The sequence below is a fragment of the Bacteroidia bacterium genome, assembly GCA_023228875.1.
Lineage (GTDB): Bacteria > Bacteroidota > Bacteroidia > NS11-12g > UBA955 > JALOAG01.
The window spans coordinates 43,838-62,091 of sequence record JALOAG010000003.1 but is presented as its reverse complement, the minus strand read 5'-3'; the positions used below and the strand labels follow the sequence as shown (position 1 = coordinate 62,091).

At 37.2% G+C, this 18,254-nt stretch carries 12 protein-coding genes and 3 pseudogenes; 8 read left to right on the top strand and 7 right to left on the bottom strand.

Annotated elements, in window-relative coordinates; all coding sequences use genetic code 11:
• Positions 1-12: 12 nt before the first annotated feature.
• Together M0R38_04645 and M0R38_04640 are read right to left on the bottom strand one after the other, a co-directional pair.
• On the bottom strand, positions 13-1,791 hold the full coding sequence (locus M0R38_04645) for a PDZ domain-containing protein (GenBank protein MCK9481033.1): 1,779 nt from the start codon (positions 1,789-1,791) through the stop codon (positions 13-15).
• A gap of 1 nt (position 1,792) precedes the next feature.
• Complete coding sequence (locus M0R38_04640; protein ID MCK9481032.1) at positions 1,793-4,432, bottom strand: zinc-dependent metalloprotease; 2,640 nt, start codon at positions 4,430-4,432, stop codon at positions 1,793-1,795.
• A 201-nt stretch (positions 4,433-4,633) separates the two neighbouring features.
• On the opposite strand from M0R38_04640, the gene M0R38_04635 reads away from it, so the two are divergent.
• The 6 genes from M0R38_04635 (at position 4,634) to M0R38_04610 (ending at position 11,565) form a co-directional block, all read left to right on the top strand.
• Positions 4,634-6,856, top strand: a complete 2,223-nt coding sequence (locus tag M0R38_04635) for an SBBP repeat-containing protein (GenBank protein MCK9481031.1) — start codon at positions 4,634-4,636, stop codon at positions 6,854-6,856.
• 141 nt (positions 6,857-6,997) lie between these two features.
• Complete coding sequence (locus tag M0R38_04630) at positions 6,998-8,176, top strand: acetyl-CoA C-acyltransferase (GenBank protein MCK9481030.1); 1,179 nt, start codon at positions 6,998-7,000, stop codon at positions 8,174-8,176.
• 78 nt (positions 8,177-8,254) lie between these two features.
• Positions 8,255-9,106 (top strand): hypothetical protein, encoded by an 852-nt coding sequence (locus M0R38_04625; GenBank protein ID MCK9481029.1) that lies wholly within the window; start codon positions 8,255-8,257, stop codon positions 9,104-9,106.
• A 159-nt stretch (positions 9,107-9,265) separates the two neighbouring features.
• Complete coding sequence (locus tag M0R38_04620; GenBank protein ID MCK9481028.1) at positions 9,266-9,913, top strand: VTT domain-containing protein; 648 nt, start codon at positions 9,266-9,268, stop codon at positions 9,911-9,913.
• Positions 9,914-10,018: 105 nt separating this feature from the next.
• Positions 10,019-10,693 (top strand): DUF4159 domain-containing protein, encoded by a 675-nt coding sequence (locus tag M0R38_04615; protein MCK9481027.1) that lies wholly within the window; start codon positions 10,019-10,021, stop codon positions 10,691-10,693.
• Positions 10,690-11,565, top strand: coding sequence for a YegS/Rv2252/BmrU family lipid kinase (locus tag M0R38_04610; GenBank protein MCK9481026.1), 876 nt, complete (start codon positions 10,690-10,692; stop codon positions 11,563-11,565). Before M0R38_04615 ends, M0R38_04610 begins: the two co-directional genes overlap by 4 nt.
• 14 nt (positions 11,566-11,579) lie before the next feature.
• On the opposite strand, the gene M0R38_04605 is transcribed toward M0R38_04610, so the two are convergent.
• The 5 genes and pseudogenes from M0R38_04605 to M0R38_04585 all read right to left on the bottom strand — a co-directional run bounded on the left by M0R38_04605 (position 11,580) and on the right by M0R38_04585 (position 16,984).
• On the bottom strand, positions 11,580-13,076 hold the full coding sequence (locus tag M0R38_04605; GenBank protein MCK9481025.1) for a potassium/proton antiporter: 1,497 nt from the start codon (positions 13,074-13,076) through the stop codon (positions 11,580-11,582).
• Between the two features lie 148 nt (positions 13,077-13,224).
• Positions 13,225-14,534: pseudogene (argH, locus tag M0R38_04600) on the bottom strand (argininosuccinate lyase).
• 12 nt (positions 14,535-14,546) lie between these two features.
• A complete protein-coding gene (locus M0R38_04595; protein MCK9481024.1) occupies positions 14,547-15,371 on the bottom strand; it encodes a M20/M25/M40 family metallo-hydrolase in 825 nt (274 codons plus the stop codon).
• Between the two features lie 74 nt (positions 15,372-15,445).
• Positions 15,446-16,309 (bottom strand): annotated as a pseudogene (locus M0R38_04590) (argininosuccinate synthase).
• 15 nt (positions 16,310-16,324) lie between these two features.
• Positions 16,325-16,984: pseudogene (locus M0R38_04585) on the bottom strand (GNAT family N-acetyltransferase).
• A 159-nt stretch (positions 16,985-17,143) separates the two neighbouring features.
• Here M0R38_04585 and M0R38_04580 point away from each other — a divergent pair.
• On the top strand, positions 17,144-17,362 hold the full coding sequence (locus M0R38_04580; protein ID MCK9481023.1) for a PspC domain-containing protein: 219 nt from the start codon (positions 17,144-17,146) through the stop codon (positions 17,360-17,362).
• A gap of 37 nt (positions 17,363-17,399) precedes the next feature.
• Complete coding sequence (gene prmA, locus M0R38_04575; protein MCK9481022.1) at positions 17,400-18,254, top strand: 50S ribosomal protein L11 methyltransferase; 855 nt, start codon at positions 17,400-17,402, stop codon at positions 18,252-18,254.

Sequence of the window (18,254 nt, the reverse complement as noted above, 5' to 3'; positions counted from 1 at the left end):
GCTGCCCCTCAATTATCTCTTAAACCATTTATCAAGCAAAATTTGTTGTTGAGCATCAAGATTTTGTCTCATTTGCAAAGTAAATACTTGATTTGGGTTTGTGTCTAATTTCGTTTCAAATACCAACTCCTTATCTCCTCTTTTAACCTTTACAGACAATGTGTCCCCTGTGTTGAATTGATTGAGAAAATCCTGAAAATTATCTATTGACTCTATTCCATTGATACTCACAATCACATCTCCTGCATTGATTCCCACAATAGCAGCATTTGAATTACGCAATACACTGTTCACAATATTTCGGTCTCCTTTGCGTGAAACGTTCAACCCAAGATAGGGATCAGTACTTGGTATCGCTGAAAATTCAATTCCAAATGCATTGAACAAACTCAGATAATCAGGTGTTGAAGTTCCATACACTATTTCATTGAAATAATCATTCAATTTAACACCTGCTAACATTTCGGCAGCATTCCTAAATTCAGCTTCAGTAAAACCGCGCCTTTTTAACAGATAATACTCATTATACAGATATTGAAATAAATCATCCAGACACTTCTTTCCATTGGTTGCACGAATGATATACAAATCTAATAGAGCACCTGCCAGCGAACCTTTTGTATAATATGAAATGGAAGAATTCACGCTATTTTCATCAGGTCTGTATGCCTTTATCCATGCATCAAAAGAAGATTCAGCCAAGGATTGATACCTTGCTCCCGGTGTATTTTCTGTATAAGATATCATACCGGCAACTCTACCCAAGAATTCTTCTTGTGTCAAAAAACCGGATTTGTAAGGAATGAATTTGTCATAATAACTTGTAAATCCTTCTGACATCCACAACATCTTGGTATAATTCTCATTGTCATAATCAAATGGACCTAACTCTATAGGTCGTATTCGTTTTACATTCCATACATGAAAATACTCATGTGCAACAAGGCCTAAGAATCCTTTATATTTAACTGCATCGCTGTAATTATTAGCCGACATTCCTAAAGAAACTGAATTGCGATGCTCCAACCCGCCTCCGGCATTTTCGACATGTTGCACAAAGAACCAATATTTTTCCATGTCCACTCTGCCAACCACATCAAAGGCAGCCTGACAGATTTTCTGCATGTCTGCTCTCAATACATCTTTATTTGCATTATTCTCGCCTACAAGCGCAACATAATGCGGAATATTATTGACACGAAAACTCAATGTATCAAAATTCCCTACTTGTATTGGGCAATCCACTAATTCATCATAATCGGTAAAGGAAAACTTAGCTGACTTACCTTTCAACTCCTTCAGACCGGTTGCAATATTTAGCCAATGAGCAGGCTTAACAATTTCTATATAGCCTTTTGTGCGTTCAAACCCTTCCACAGACATTAATAAACTTGTTCCAAGCAAAAAGGCTGTTTCGCTGTTTACAAATGACGTTCTTACAGTTACTTCATTTGCGTACACGTTATATCGCACAACGAAGTTAGACACATTTCCATTTTTGACTAACCATGAGTTTTTTCTGTCTTTATGCCACTCTAATGCATCACCGTTTGCATCATAGGCTGCAAAACTCTCAACATTTCTGGCAAATTCTCTCACCATATAAGACCCCGGAGTCCAGACCGGCATTTTAATATGAGTTTGGGTGCTATTGCACTGATTCACCTCAATTTGAACTGTAGCATAATGAGTTTGTGGATTCTCAATGATAACCTTATATGAAATTTCTTGTGCTACGCTCGACATCATCACCACCATTAAAAGGCAAAAATTGAATACTTGTTTCAGCATTTTATCTCTTAATTTCAAGAATTTGGTCAATCCTATATACTAAGTATTTCTTATGGTTTTTACTTTCTTCATTACCTGAATTCATACCTGCTTGAGCCATCTTTTTGATATCTTGCAGTGCAATTGTCATACGCGCAATTGCAAGGTTATCATAATACATCTTATATATTGAATTTAGATTCCTATCAAGGAGATTGATATAATAAATCTGCAAGTTCTGTCTCTGTGGATTAACATTACCATTGATATCCGCTTTAAAAATTGCATTATTCAAATCATTAAACAAATCATTGAGAGTGTATTCATTGCCATATAATTTAGAATCCGAAATTCTTTTAAGTGTCGTAAATGCCAATAAATGTTGGAGTGGCAGCTCCTGCATTACCAAGGTTCTGTCTAACAGCTTTGGGTCTTCTGTGTTTGCAAAAAATCCAAAACCTCGTCTTTGAGGCTGTAAATAAGGCAATAAACTATCGGGAATGAAGATTGCGTTAGGAGCAAAAAAATAGTCAGTCAATAATTTCATTGCACGCTTTTGATCCTGTAAAGCAACCGGAGTCAGGGGTTTTGAAGAGGGTTTTTGACCTGCCATAAATCTCTCTACATAAACACCGCCAATGTATCTGGAGATGACATCTCCTTGACGTGCATACTCTCCGGTTAATAGCATATAGGCATTTCGTAATTCATGATAGCTTTTGCCGTCTTTCACATATTTCTGCTTAAGATTTTCAAACACTTTGTTGACCAATTTCATTCTGTTTTCGGCATACAGCATCGCATCGTTGCTTTGATCAAAAATATTCACACGCGGGTCAATTCCTTTGCCCGGTGAGCGCATATCGTCTGCATCATTACCATAAGCAAGTTCTTTTTCTATCGAACGTGCTAAGATTTGTTCTAATCTTTTTTCTTCAGCTTCTTGGTCATCTAATCCTTGAGAATATCCATAAGTGATAGCCCAAATATCATAAGGACCCGGCATCGTATTATATTGTTGCACCTCTCTATCTTTAATATTAGCAAAGTTCATTGAAGGATAATCCATTACTGAGGCAGCTGTACCTTTCACTTGGGTAATCTTATTGTCTTGTAACTCATCAGGCGAAAGCAATTGAGATGCTCTCATATTGTGTGTCAAACCCAGAGTATGACCCACTTCGTGCAGTACTAAATAATACAAAGCCTCTTCAGCAAACCTTTCAATTTGTGCAGCAGTTCCCCCCATTGCTTTGAGTGCTGTAATTCCAAAAAGCGTTTGTTCTTGTAACCCGTTACTCAAATTACATTGTGCGCTTGAGTGCTGATGTTCATGATCAAAACGATGTAATGAATCCATAAGGATTTCTAAATATTCTGCCGGATTATTTGTTGGCATGGCAGAAAGTTTAAATAAGCGATCAGTGCTTAATCTGTTTGTCATAAAAACATATTCAAACATGATATCAGCTCCCAGAATTTCACCTGTCAAAGGATTGACAAAACTAGGACCGTATCCACCAAAAGCAGGACTTGGCGAACTTGCCCAACGCATTACGTTGTAGCGAATATCACCGGCATCCCAAGAAGCTGTATCCGGTTGCATATATACTTCTATGGCATTCTTAAAACCAGCAGCTTCAAACGCAATATTCCATTGTAATATAGCTTTCTTAATGATTTCCCTATATTCCATAGGGGTTGTATTTTCAATCCACCATACTATTGGCTTTACCGGCTCTGATAATGCAGCAGTTGGGTCTTTTTTCTCCAGATTCCAACGGTGAATATAATCACGATAATTAACCGCTTCCGCAGTTGTCATATCATTGGTTTGTGTGGTAAAATATCCGACCCTTTGATCATCTCTTCTGGGTTTGAAATTATTCTTGGGTAATTGAATAAAACTATGCTGAATTACCACTTCACTATAACGTCTCTCTGTGCTTCCTGCCCCACCTCCGAAACGTGGAAATGGGTCATCATATACATACTTCACAATGACATCACTGTTTTCAGGGTAACTTTTGACATTTACATACCGTGTTTTAGTTGGGCTTAATGAACCTAATGCAAAACCTAACGGGTTGGGAGTGGATTTGATTTGTTGAAGTGTTTCCTTCAAGAAAATATTGTCGGCTGAGATTAAATACTTACTATAGTCTTTGGTTGTTGCAATAATTTTTTCACTTGCCATCATGCCCGGTACTACATTCGCTTCACGTGCATGACTTAATGCAGATAGAGTGTCAAAGTAAAATGTGTTATTACGTGTGTTAAATTCAATTTGATTGTAGTATTTATCTATCTGAAACACCTTTGTTTCTCTATACATTCCACGAATCAAACCGGCACTTGCAAGACCATTTTCGGAATAGCTGAAATAAATAAACTTCTCGCCTATTTGATTTTTATCAATAACCATAAACATTGCACCGGTTGTTGTATCTCTAAAAAAAGTAAACAAACCTTCTATTTTCTTCATCCCTTTCACTTTTTTATCAAAGTCTTCATAACCCGGACGTGTGGGGGCGGGTGCTTCTGCGGTTGGAGCAGGTTTCTTCTTCTTCTTAAAAAATTGAGCTTGGGTTTGATTTACTAAACCAAGATTCAAACAAAAAAGCAAACCAAATGCGGCAAGTTGTGTAATGCGTATTCTCATTGTATTTTTTTATTACGTTGGGCAAAAGTGCAAAAATAAAATGACATTAACGAAGTTGCATAGCGACTAAAACAATCGGTTTAAAGTAAAAAACATCCAATAAATCACAAAACTGCTAATCACAACTGAAAGAAAATCAACAAACTTATTTTATAATTTTTTGCCGGTATATACATTTGCGACCATAAAAAGCAAAACTCAATGAAAAAACTGATCATATTCTTTGGCTTACTATGCATGATGTTCCACACCTATTCACAACCATTATGCTCCAAACTTGGACAAACAACAACCTATGGCAGCAACAGCAACGAAATTGCTTATGATATTGTAACGGATAATAACAGCAACCATTACCTCGCAGGTGGATTTGCAAGCACCATGTTGGTATTTGGCAATGACACCTTAATTAATAAAGGTCAGATGGATATTTGGGTAGCAAAATTAGACAGCAATCGCAATTTTATTTGGGCGATCAATGCCGGTGGACCGAATGTGGATGAAGCCAACGGGATTGCTTTGGACAAAAATGGCAATACATATATTACCGGTTACTTTAGAGACTCTGCAACATTCGGCAGTATCAAACTTTTAGGAAATGGAAATAAAGATTTTTTCATAGCTAAATTAGATCACAACGGCAATTTCCTTTGGGCAAAACAAGCAGGAAGTATTGATTCAGATGAAGGCAGGAAGATTGCAGTTGATGAAGATGGGAACAGTTATGTTACCGGAACATTTAAACTTACTATTGACTTCCATGATACAACCCTCACCAGCAAAGGCAATGATGATTTTTTTGTTGTAAAATATGACTCTAACGGAAACTTTGTATGGATTCAACAAGTAGGTAATTCATATTTAGATGAATGTAATAATATTGTTACTGACAATCAAGGCAACTTTTATATTACCGGAAGAACATCTCTCAATGTTACATTTGGCAACATTCCTCTTAATCAAACAGGATCTAGTGCTTTTGTTGCTAAACTCGACAGCGGTGGAAATTTTGTATGGGTAAGTACCAATACCGGCACAAGCTCTAGTTTTGGTCAAGGAATCACAATAGATAAGGAAAATAATTGTTATGTATCAGGACAATTTAATGGGACTCCAGTCTTTGGATCAACAACATTACACACTACCACGCCTTATTCTGACTTGTTTATAGCTAAGTTAGATGCATCTGGCAACTTTATATGGGCGCAACAAGCAGGCGGAAAAAAGGCAGACCTTGCTTACGATATTACAACTGACTCTTATGGCAACAGTTTCGTTACTGGCTCTGTTATTGATTCAGTATATTTTGATTCAATTTTATTAATAGGAGGTAACAGTGACCCTGATATCTTTATTGCAAAAATTGACAGTTCGGGTAAATTTATTTGGGCACATCGTGCAGGAGGTAATAACTTAGATGCTGCACGCGCAATTAGCACGGACAAATACGGAAATTGTTATGCAACCGGTTCTTATGCCAATGTTGGAACGTTTGGCGATAGCACTATTGTTACTAAAGGAAGTTACGATATTTTCATCATGAAAGTCATTGATGAACATGTAAGATTAGAAGCACTTAGTGACACTTTCATCCATTGCGGAGAACAAATTCAATTGCAACCAAAAGCAACATATCAGGTTCTTACTCAATGGTCTCCTGCTACGGGAGTAAGCGACCCCAATATTCTCAATCCAAATTTCAATCCAAATCAAACAACAACATACACTCTATCTGCAACCGATATTTGTAATACAACTGTAAAATCAAGTGTTACCATAGAAGTTGAATATGACAACATCACACAAGATGTTTCAATTTGCAAAGGAGACAGCTTTACAATCGGCAACCATGCATATTTTGCCAATGGCTCATATATAGATACCATACATCACCCTGCAGGATGCGATAGCATTATATTGACAAATTTAACCTTCATCAATAAAAATTCTATTGACAAAAACGTAACGCAACACGGCAATACTATTACATCTGCAGATTCCGGAAATGTTTCATACCAATGGATTGATTGTGATAAAAACAATGTTGAAATACCATTCCAATCTTTTAGAAGTTTTTCTCCTCCATCAACGGGTAATTACGCAGTAATCATTACCTCCAATGACTGTCCGGCTGTTTCAGACACATCGGATTGCATACATTTTGAATACAACGCTGTTAAGAATATACATTCTGCCGAAATCAACATATTCCCCAATCCTGTCAATACATTACTCCAAATTCAAAGTAAACATCAATTGAAAACCATTACTATCAGAAGTATCAATGGCAGTATCTTATTAATACAAACAGCAAATGCACATACATCTTCTATGGATATTTCAACCCTGGGTAACGGGCTATATCTGATTGAGATAGAAAATATTAAAGGTGAAATCACAATCAATAAAGTGAGTAAATTATAAGGCAAACAGTATGGTAATTAAGAGGCAACCAACTACTGAAAACCGGAATAAATATTATCAACGATAATAGCGTAGCTTTCTCAAATCAATATTGGCAAACAAATGTAGAAAGACTTAATTTCGCATCAAAATTCTAAGGAAATGAAAGAAGTATTTATAGTATCGGCAGTTAGAACACCCATAGGCAGTTTCAACGGAGCATTGTCCGGGGTATCTGCAACTCAATTAGGGGCAACTGCTATCAAAGGTGCATTGTCAAAAATTAATCTCGATCCAAAAGAGGTAAAAGAAGTATATATGGGATGCGTATTGCAAGCCGGATTAGGTCAAGCGCCTGCAAGACAAGCAGCAATATTTGCAGGACTTTCTCCAACTGTACAATGCACAACAGTTAACAAAGTATGTGCTTCAGGAATGAAATCTGTTTCATTAGCAGCGCAATCAATCATGCTTGGACAAGAAGACTGTGTTGTAGCCGGTGGAATGGAAAACATGTCTCAAGCTCCACACTACCTCAAAGGCGGCAGAACAGGAACCAAACTTGGCGACATGAAACTCATTGATGGACTTGTGTTTGATGGATTAACCGATGTATATCACAATTACCATATGGGTAATGCTGCTGAACTTTGTGCTAGAGAATATCATTTTTCAAGAGAAGATCAAGACAATTTTGCTATCACTTCATACAAACGCTCTGCAAAAGCCTGGGAGGAGAATAGATTTAAAGATGAAATTATTCCTGTTGAGATAAAGGATAGAAAAGGAAATATTACAGTGGTTGATAAAGATGAAGAGTATTCAAATGTAAAATTTGATAAAATACCTGCTTTGAATCCTGTTTTCCAAAAAGATGGAACTGTAACTGCTGCCAATGCCTCTACTATCAATGACGGAGCTGCTGCTTTGGTTTTGATGAGTGGCGAAAAAATGCAAGCATTGGGATTAAAGCCAATAGCAAAAATTGTAGGCTTTGCTGATGCAGAACAAGAACCTGAATGGTTCACAACTGCACCCGCAAAGGCACTTCCGAAAGCCATTAAGAATGCAGGTTTACAACAATCAGACATTTCGTACTATGAACTCAATGAGGCATTTTCCGTTGTGGGCTTAGTGAATACAAAAATTCTAAATCTTGACCCTGAAAAAGTAAACGTACACGGTGGAGCCGTATCGCTCGGACATCCGCTTGGTGATTCAGGTGCAAGAATTCTGGTTACACTCATTAATGTGCTTGGTCAACATAATGCAAAATATGGAGCAGCCGGTATCTGCAACGGAGGTGGCGGTGCCAGCGCAATGGTGATTGAAAAACTCTAATTGCATTTTGATTCTTAAAAATAGGTTTTTTGGAATTGTTTTTGAATATTCATACATCAATCAACGTTAACATGTAAGATGTCCATAAAACCTTTTTTAATTTTATTTTTTCTCTTTGTTTCTAACGTAGTCTTTGCCGGTCAATATGACACAGCGGTTTTCAACCCCTTGCTTCGTCAAATGAAACTTTACTCTGACACACTTCGTAATTCTTTTAACCAAGAAAAGCGATTCGTGTATAATGACTCTTTCACCTTAACCCTCCAAGAGTTTATTAATACAGAAGGGTCGTTTGATGTAGATGCAGACTCTATTAACACCGTCATGTTTAAACGCAGTCCTAACAATAAAATTCGCGCAATAACCTGGCTTGTAGCCGATAATGACGGTAATTACAAAAGCTATGGGGTGATTCAATACAAAACCAAGAAAGAAGTAGTGAACTACTGGTTGAGCGAAAAGCAAGGCAGAGATAAAAAAGAACTTGAAAACAATGAATTTTCCCCATTAAATTGGACAGGAGGATTGATTTATCAAATATATGAGTTCAAATACAAAAGGAAAGTCAGGTATTTAATTTTGACATTTCACGGAATGGACACAAAAGTCAATCGTAAGACCATCGATGTATTGACAATAACTAATGAAGAATTATACTTTGGGCTGCCGATATTTATGCGTTACAATGGGGATCCCGATCCGGACTACCGTGTATTGTTTACATTTTCAGATCAAACTACCATGACACTCCGCTACGACACCAAAGAAAAGATGATAGTTTATGACCACTTAGTCCCCGCAGCCAACTTCGTTGCTGGTTCTGATGAGTTTCTCATTCCTGATGGTACTTATGGTGCTTACAAGCCTATCAAAAAGGGCAAATGGCTAAAATTGGAAGACTTTGGCGAATACAAAGACTTAGAGAAATAAGTTAACATCCTTTCACATTCAAATATTACCCAACAATTCAATACTCTCTAAATTGTTTAACTTGTATTTGTTTAATCATATCTGATTGCATACTCAACTGTTTGAACAAAAAATACTTTTGTGCCCTCGAAACACCAAGATTGAGAGAGTGCATTAAGAATGGATTATATAATTGAATCAATCCAACTTCTCCTAGACCCGGATTGGATTATGAAAAACGGGGGTCTGTATTTAGTTCTATTAATTTTATTTATTGAAACAGGCGTGGTTTTCGGGTTTGTTTTGCCCGGAGATCCTTTATTATTTATATCAGGAATGGTAATAGCATCCGTTGACAATGCCCATTACCCATTCGAAAGTGCATTGCTCAACCTCCCTTTTTGGATGTTACTTTTTATGACCTCTACTGTCTTGGGTAATTATTTTGGTTATTGGTTTGGATATAAGTTTAGCCATTTATTTGATGGCAACCGTGATACAATCCTATTAAAGAAAAGACATATCCAAACTTCCAAAGAGTTTTATGAAAAGAAAGGTGGTTTTACAATTGCAATCGCTCGTTTCTTACCCATTATCAGAACCTTTGCACCCATTATTGCCGGAACGGTCAAAATGGAAATGAAGCGATTTACATTTTACAATATTCTGGGAGCTGCATTGTGGGTAGGGAGCCTTACTCTTCTTGGCTATATTCTTGGTGATAATCCTTGGGTAAAAAGTAATCTGGAGTTCATTATACTTAGTATTATACTGATTGTTACATTGCCTGTGTTATATAAGTTTATTTTTAGTAAACGAGCAAAATAAGCAGCAGTATTTAACTTGTATGCAGTTCTCAATCTTTATGATTTGAAACTGCTTTGATAATATTTCAATAATGACAATTCAATTTCTATTTTTGCACTGAGGCTTATGTTTCAAAAAAAGATTGTCATATTCACTATTGCTATCCTTTCGTTGATTTTGCATAGCAACTTCACATTACAGCCTTCTATTCGATTAGCAAAACTTAAATATCGAGGTGGTGGCGACTGGTATGCCGATAGAACCGCTCTTCCCAACCTTGCCAAATTCTGCAACAAAAACCTTGGCACGAACCTAAATGAGGAAGATGTAATTGTAGATGTTATGTCCTCGGATATATTTAATTATCCCTATATATTTATGACCGGACATGGCAATTTTGTTTTTAATGCCGAAGAAGCCGAAAATCTGAGAAAGTATCTAACTTCAGGAGGTTTTTTGCATATTGATGACAATTATGGATTAGACCCTTTTGTTAGACCACAAATGAAAAAGGTATTTCCAGAACTCGAAATGATTGAACTTCCTTTTTCACATCCTATTTTTCATCAAAAATACAACTTCCCAAAAGGACTTCCTAAAGTGCATGAACATGATGGTAAACCACCGCAAGCGTTTGGATTGATTTATGAAGGAAGATTGGTATGTCTCTATACATACGAATGTGATTTAGGAAATGGTTGGGAAGACCAGAGCGTATATAATGACCCTGAGGAAATACGCCAACAAGCACTGAAAATGGGTGCAAACATTATTCAATTTGTTTTTACGGATAACAAGTGAAACAGAAAGTAATCATTATTTATAACCCTATTTCTGGTGCAAAGCGGGGTATTGACTTACCAAAGCTCGTTGAACAATATTTAGACAAAACCAAGTTTGAATATGTACTATATGCTTCAAAATCAGCAGAAGATATGACAAGATTAAGCAAAGAAGCTGCCGTCTCAGATGCAGACATAGTGGTTGCAGCAGGTGGCGATGGCTCTGCAAATACTGTGTCTAAGCAATTAATCAACACAAATAAAAAATTCTATCTGTTTCCGCTGGGCTCAGGAAATGGTTTTGCGCGACACTTTCATATACCCATGCAGATTATCCAAGCAATCCGTTCGCTTGCCAATTGCAATTTTACCACAACTGTAAGCACCGGAATGATGAATGACATACATTTTATTAATGTAGCAGGAACAGGATTTGATGCCCATATTAGCCAAATATTTGCTCACACAAACAAACGCGGATTTTGGGGATATTTCAAGGCTGTTTTAAAAGAATTACCATACCAATCTAAAACATATAAAATCAGCAATGGAAACATTACTTGGCAAGGCAAAGCCTTTCTAATCAGTGTTGCAAATGCCACCCAATGGGGCAATGATGTAAAAATTGCGCCACATGCAGACCCCACTGACGAAATATTAGACTTGGTTATGATTAAAAGATTCTCGTTAATAGCAGCCCCTTGTATTCTAATAAGACTATTAATAGGGAAGATTAAAAAGAGCAAGTATTTCTATTTACTTTCCGGCAAAGAACTCATCATCGAAAGAGAACACGCAGGAGTTGCACACGTTGATGGAGACCCTGTCAATACAGACAACAAATTAGTTTTTAAATGCACGGGGAAACTACATGTCTTACACGGCTCATAAGCATAGCCGGTGGCTTATACAGCATTATCTAAAGGCACATCAACCGGTCTTTTAATACACTGCTTGATTCTTTTGTAATCTGACATTTCATTTGTGTATATCATCAACCTATCCTTTGATTCAATCACAGTTGACCCTCCAGGTCTGATATACTCCCCTGCTCTTTTGATTACAACAATAAATGTAGATTCAGGCATTTTGAGTTCTCCAATCTTTTTCCCTACCGCATAGTAATTTGGTTGCACATCAATCTCTTGTAAGGTAGAATGAGGCGCAATCGCCATTTTTTCCTCTACCTCTTTGATATCAGGCGTAAAATCTTCCGGTAATGCAACATCTAACCATCGTGCGACAATCGGCAAACTTGTACCTTGAATGATAATAGAAGTAATTGAGATGAAGAATACGATATTGAATATCATATTGGCGTTTTCAATTCCTGCCAACAATGGATATGTAGCAAACACAATTGGAACAGCCCCCTTTAACCCTACCCAAGAGATATACATCCTTCGTCTTCTCTTCATTTTGAAAGGAATTAAACTAATGAGCACACTGACCGGACGTGCAACAAATATGAGGAATATAGAGATAAGAAGTCCCACTCCTGTTACTTGATATACTTGCGAAGGGAATACAAGCAACCCAAGCGTAAGAAACAACACAATTTGCATGAGCCATGCTAATCCATCAAACACACTCACAATGGTCTTTTTATTTGTCAATTCCTTATTTCCCAACAATACTCCACAGATATAAATAGCAAGAAATCCATTTCCTCCAATAAAATCAGTAGCAGAGAAAGTGAAGAACATAAGGGCAATAAGTAACACCGGGTACATTCCCTCAAAATCCAATTTTATACGGTTAATAGTTACTTCACTCAACTTACCAAAAACAAATCCTGCGACACCTCCAATAATCATTTGTTGAAAGAAAATCAACACAACCTCCCAAACGATCTTATCAGGTTCTTGCACCAATGACAAAAAAACAATTGTCAACACATAAGCCATCGGGTCATTGCTTCCGCTCTCTAACTCCAAAGTTGGCTTGAGATTAGTTTTAAGCAATAAACTCTTTGACCTTAGTATAGAAAAGACAGCTGCTGCATCCGTTGAGGAAACAATCGCCCCCAGCAACATACTTTCATATAAATTAAATCCTGGAATGACATAGTAGATAAATGCTCCGAGCGTAATCGCTGTCAACAATACACCCAAGGTGGACAACATAATCCCTTGACCCAAGACAGGGCGTATGGTTTTCCAATTCGTATCAAGACCTCCGGAAAACAAAATAAAGTTCAATGCAACAATACCTATAAATTGTGTAGTTCTGGGGTTGTCAAAAGAAATACCGCCAATCCCTTCTGAACCGGCTAACATTCCTACACCAACAAATAACAATAAGGTTGGCACGCCAAACCGATAAGATGTTTTACCAAATACAATACTTAAGAAAAGCAGTATAGAACCAACAAGTAGAATGTTTTCGGTAGTAAGCGTCAAAACACAATTTTCTTTATGAATTGCAAAGTTATAAATTTAGATTCCGTTTAAAACTTTGTTTTTTGATTAATTATCAAGTTCTTGCATCTGTTGGACAAAAAACGAGAGTAGGCAAGTATTCTTGAAATACAAGCTATATCCTTTGCCACTAAGCATTTACAAATCTTTGCATTACCAGCAGCATCTGCTCTTTAATTTCATCATTACAAAGATTGCCGATACTCCCTTCATGGGTATGGTGAATGTTCTTAATGGGTTTAAAACTTCCTTCATTCACCTCTGTTCCCACTTTTCTATATGCCTCTCTAAAACTCATGCCTGATTGAACATATTGATTTATAGTATCAACCGTGAAAAGGTCATTAAACTTGTCATCATCAAGAATGTTTTGGTGCACTTGAATATTTTGCAGACTAAACAAAAACATTTGCAAACATTCCTTCATTGAATCGATTGCGGGGAAAACAATGTCCTTTGTCAGTTGCATATCTCGATGGTAACCTGATGGAAGGTTATTAATCAAAAGGGTCATTTCATTAGGTGTGGCTTGTATCCGATTACATTTTGCTCTTAAAAGTTCAAAAACATCAGGGATTTTCTTGTGTGGCATAATACTAGAACCGGTAGTAAGCGATTCCGGGAAAGAAATATATGCAAATTGCTGATTCAAATAAACACACACATCATAAGAAAATTTTGACACAGTCGCAGCAATGCCGGCAATAGCATTAAGTAATAATTTCTCAGTCTTTCCACGTGTTAATTGAGCATAGAGCGAATTAAAATTTAGTGTCCGCATCTGTAATTGCTTTGTTGTAATCTTTCTATTAATAGGGAAAGCAGACCCGTATCCTGCACCTGAACCGAGTGGGTTTTTATCTGAAACAGAATATGCTGTTGCTAACAACTCTAAATCATCTACCAATGCTTCGGCATAGGCACCAAACCAAAGACCGAATGAAGATGGCATTGCTAACTGAAAGTGTGTATAGCCGGGCAATAAGTCATTTTTATGCAACTCGCTCAACTCTTGCAGTCTTTCAAAAAGGACAAAGGACAGATTCGCAATTTCTCTTATTTCACTTTTGAAGTATAGTTTGAGTGCAACCAATACTTGGTCATTACGAGAACGTCCGGTATGAACTTTTTTCCGGCTTCACCAATACTCTCAATCAACTCTTTTTCTATTTGCGAGTGCACATCCTCAATATGTTCTTCAATCCGAAATTGCCCCGAATGTATTTTTTCGGACAACTGACTAAGCCCCTTTTGTATATCAATACATTCTTGTTGTGTGATAATTCCAACTTCATGCAACATCAATGCATGTGCCAACGAGGCGACAACATCAAACTCCGCAAGTCGCATATCCCATTTACGATCATTTCCCACAGTAAATCCTTCTGTTTTGAGAGAAATATCATTGTACTCAAAATTGTTTTTTTGCCAAATTTTCATTTTATCACTCTATTAATAATAAGAAGCAAGTTTATCAATTAACTTGCAATATAAAGCAAAGCCTTCTTCTATTTCATGTATATAAATATATTCATCCGCTGAATGTGAACATGTCGAATCTCCCGGACCCAGTTTAATCGAACTCCACGTCATGAGTGCTTGATCAGATGTGGTAGGAGAGCCATACAAGTCCAACCCTAACTCCTTTGACACCAAAACCAAGGGGTGCGAGATTTCAATAAATGAAGGGCGTAAGCGTGCTGAGCGAAGGCTCAACTCTGACTGCATTCCTTGTTGTAATAGACTCAACACTTGTTCGTGACTATAATGCTCATTCAATCGAATATCTAAAGTAAAGGTACATTGCTCGGGTACTTGATTATGAGCAACGCCTGCATTGATAATAGTTACGTTTACCGATACGGGTCCTAACCAGTCTGACTCTTTATCAAACTTAAATTGTCTTATCCATTCAATATCACGGAGCGCAATATAAATTGCATTAACACCCTCATTTCGTGCAGCGTGACCTGCTTTACCTCGTGCGAAGGCATCAACAACCATTAGACCTCTCTCGGCTATTGCAGTTTTGAGCGAAGTAGGTTCACCCACAATCGCACAATCAATCGCTCCTATACTATTGTTTAATAACTCTATGCCTCCACTACCGGAAATTTCTTCTTCTGCGCTTGCCGCAAATACTATATTAAAGGGAAGATTTGGATTATGATAAAAATGTAAAAAGGCGCCTATCAACGACACCAATGCCCCGCCAGCATCATTTGAACCCAAACCATACAATCTGCCGGCAATTTCAATAGGCTCGAACGGGTTGATGGTATAAGATGAATTTGGTTTTACTGTATCATGATGAGAGTTAAGTAATAGAGTAGGTTTATTGGAGTCAAATTGGTAAGAGTATGTTTCTCTAATAGATGATGTGCTTTAATAATCAAAAGAGGTACGGCTGCTTCAAATCCCACCCTACCTTTTATTCCAATAATTGTATCTCCTACGTGAATATCTCTTCCTATAGCAAAGGGTTCTGCAACTTTTTGAAGAGCTTGAATAGCATCTACCGAATAAGAATAATCAATGTTATCAACTCCAAGTAATTCGCCTTTAACAAACTTCAGACGAATATCCATAGGAGTTTGAGCCAGTAAGGGAGAAGGAAATGCACTCTCGGGCAAGGGCATGCGTGAAGTTAACGTCTCTTTGCCGCCAACAAATGTTCCCCATATTCCTTTGTTGATACTGTAAGCCACTTTCTCAAAATTCATTTGAATACCAAATTTTTGCAAATATTGAATCTCTTCTTCTCTTGAAAGTTTCAAATCTCTAATAGGAGTTATCACTTTGACATGTGGAATCAATATTTGAAACACCATATCAAACCTCACTTGGTCATTTCCGGCACCGGTACTTCCATGCGCAACATAATCAGCACCAATTTCTTTGGCATATTGAGCAATTGCAATCGCTTGCACAGTTCGTTCTGCACTTACAGATAAAGGGTAAGTATTGTTGCGCAGCACATTCCCAAACACCATGTATTTTATTACAGATTGATAATACTGTTCTTTTGCGTCTATTGACTTAAAAGAAGACACGCCAAGGGCTTGTGCATGTTGTTGGATTCTTGAAATCTCAGTCTCGCTGAAACCTCCGGTATTGACCATTAAAGCATGTACATCAAACCCTTTGTCTCTTGACAGATAAACTGCACAAAAACTCGTGTCTAATCCACCGCTAAATGCCAATACCACTTTCATTGGATTATTGGTCATTTATAGAATTGTTTCTTTTTGATTGCGTTTTAAAAATGATTTCACTATCCCTTTGACATTTTCATACACAGAAGTGTTGCTTTTTTGTTTCACATCATCAGGAGTTGATTTTTGTTCATCATGATGTTCTGCCGGATTATAAAGCATCGCAGTACAAAGACAGTTTTTTCTATTTTTGCTCATCAAGATTGGATAATTTACACAGCTTTTACAGCCTGCCCAGAAAGCATCATCGTCTGTCAACTCTGAGTATGTAACGGGCTTATCCTAATTCAGCATTAATTTTCATTACAGCCAGTCCGGTTGTAAGACCAAAAAGTTGTGCATCCGGGAATTTTTCACGAGACAAAGAAAATACCTTATTTTTTATTTCCTTTGCTAAGCCTTCTTTTCTAAATTTTGGGGAAACAATCAAGCCGGAATTTGTTACAAATTTCCATGTCCCCATGTTTCGATATAGCAAAACCCAGCCCACTCTCCGCTCAGAGTAAGGGCTATCACGGCTTTTCCTTCATCCATCTTTTGTTGTAAATATTCCGGTGTCCTCTGGGCTATTCCGGTACCTCTTTGTTTGGCAGATTCTTCGTACTCTATACAAATCTGCTCTGCATACCTGTGATGCGAGCTATCTGCTATTGTAATCAAATAGGTTTCTTTCATTTCTGTTGCTATGGCATAAATTGTTGTTACTGATTGAATTTTTTAGGGGGTGCGAATATGAAATAATTTTTGATTGTTCATTCCACATTTTTAAGCTTATGATGGTTTTGAAAGTAAAAATTTACGAATGTGCACAAATGAACAATTATCTTTGCCGCCATGAAGTGGCTTAAGAGCTTTTTTGAACCCCGCATATTTGGCGTCTGCACTGAGATTGCAGAGAAATTCAGTTTACCAATCTCATTGGTTCGAATGTTTTTTATTTACCTGAGTTTTGTTTCATTCTTTTCTCCAGTAATATTCTATCTCGCCATCGCTTTCTTTTTGAGATTCAAGGATATTTTTGTTCGCAAAAGAGTTACTGTAAAAGACCTGTAACTTTCAATTTTTTTCCATTATCCTTGCACCTCAGGATATGTCTAAAAACGACCATACCCAAGTTACCTTATTTTTAGCAGAACCCTATCAGGAAAATGCTGAAATTGCTTCTGCTTTTTTTACCAAAATACATTACACCGGATTTGTAGAAGAAAACGACAGGCTGTTAGCATATATTCCGGTTGAGGATTTTGACTTGGATTTGCTCACACAAACTATTGAAGAGTTGGCTTCAAAAAAGATAATCCAACCGGAACACACAACCGAAATCATTGAAGATCGTAATTGGAATGAGGTTTGGGAGCAAAATTATTTTCAACCAATCGCCATCAAAGACCAACTCTATGTTCGAGGCAGTTTTCACCCCAAAGACAACAAATTTCCAAACGAAATCATCATAGACCCCAAAATGTCATTTGGCACCGGACATCATCAAACTACTAAGATGATTTTAGAAAGTCTGATGGAAACAGATATCAAAGAAAAAACTGTCATTGATATGGGAACCGGCACCGGAATTTTGGCGATATATGCTGCACAGCAAGGTGCAAAGTCAATTGTTGCAGTTGACATAGACGATTGGTCAGTCGAAAATGCTCAAGAGAATTTTGAATTAAATCATTGCAAAGAAAAAATCAGTGTTTACAAAGGTGATGTAAGGATATTAGAAAAACTGAATCAGCGTTTTGATGTGTTTATTGCCAACATCAACCTCGGTGTATTATTAGATGATGTGCAGCAATATGCGCATTATATCAACAAAGATGGAGTGCTGTTATTAAGCGGCTTTTTACAAACTGATATCTCAGAACTCATTGAAACCTGTCCTCTTACTTACATCGACAAAAAGAATGAAGGAGAGTGGTCAATGCTCCGATTTAAGAAAGAATAA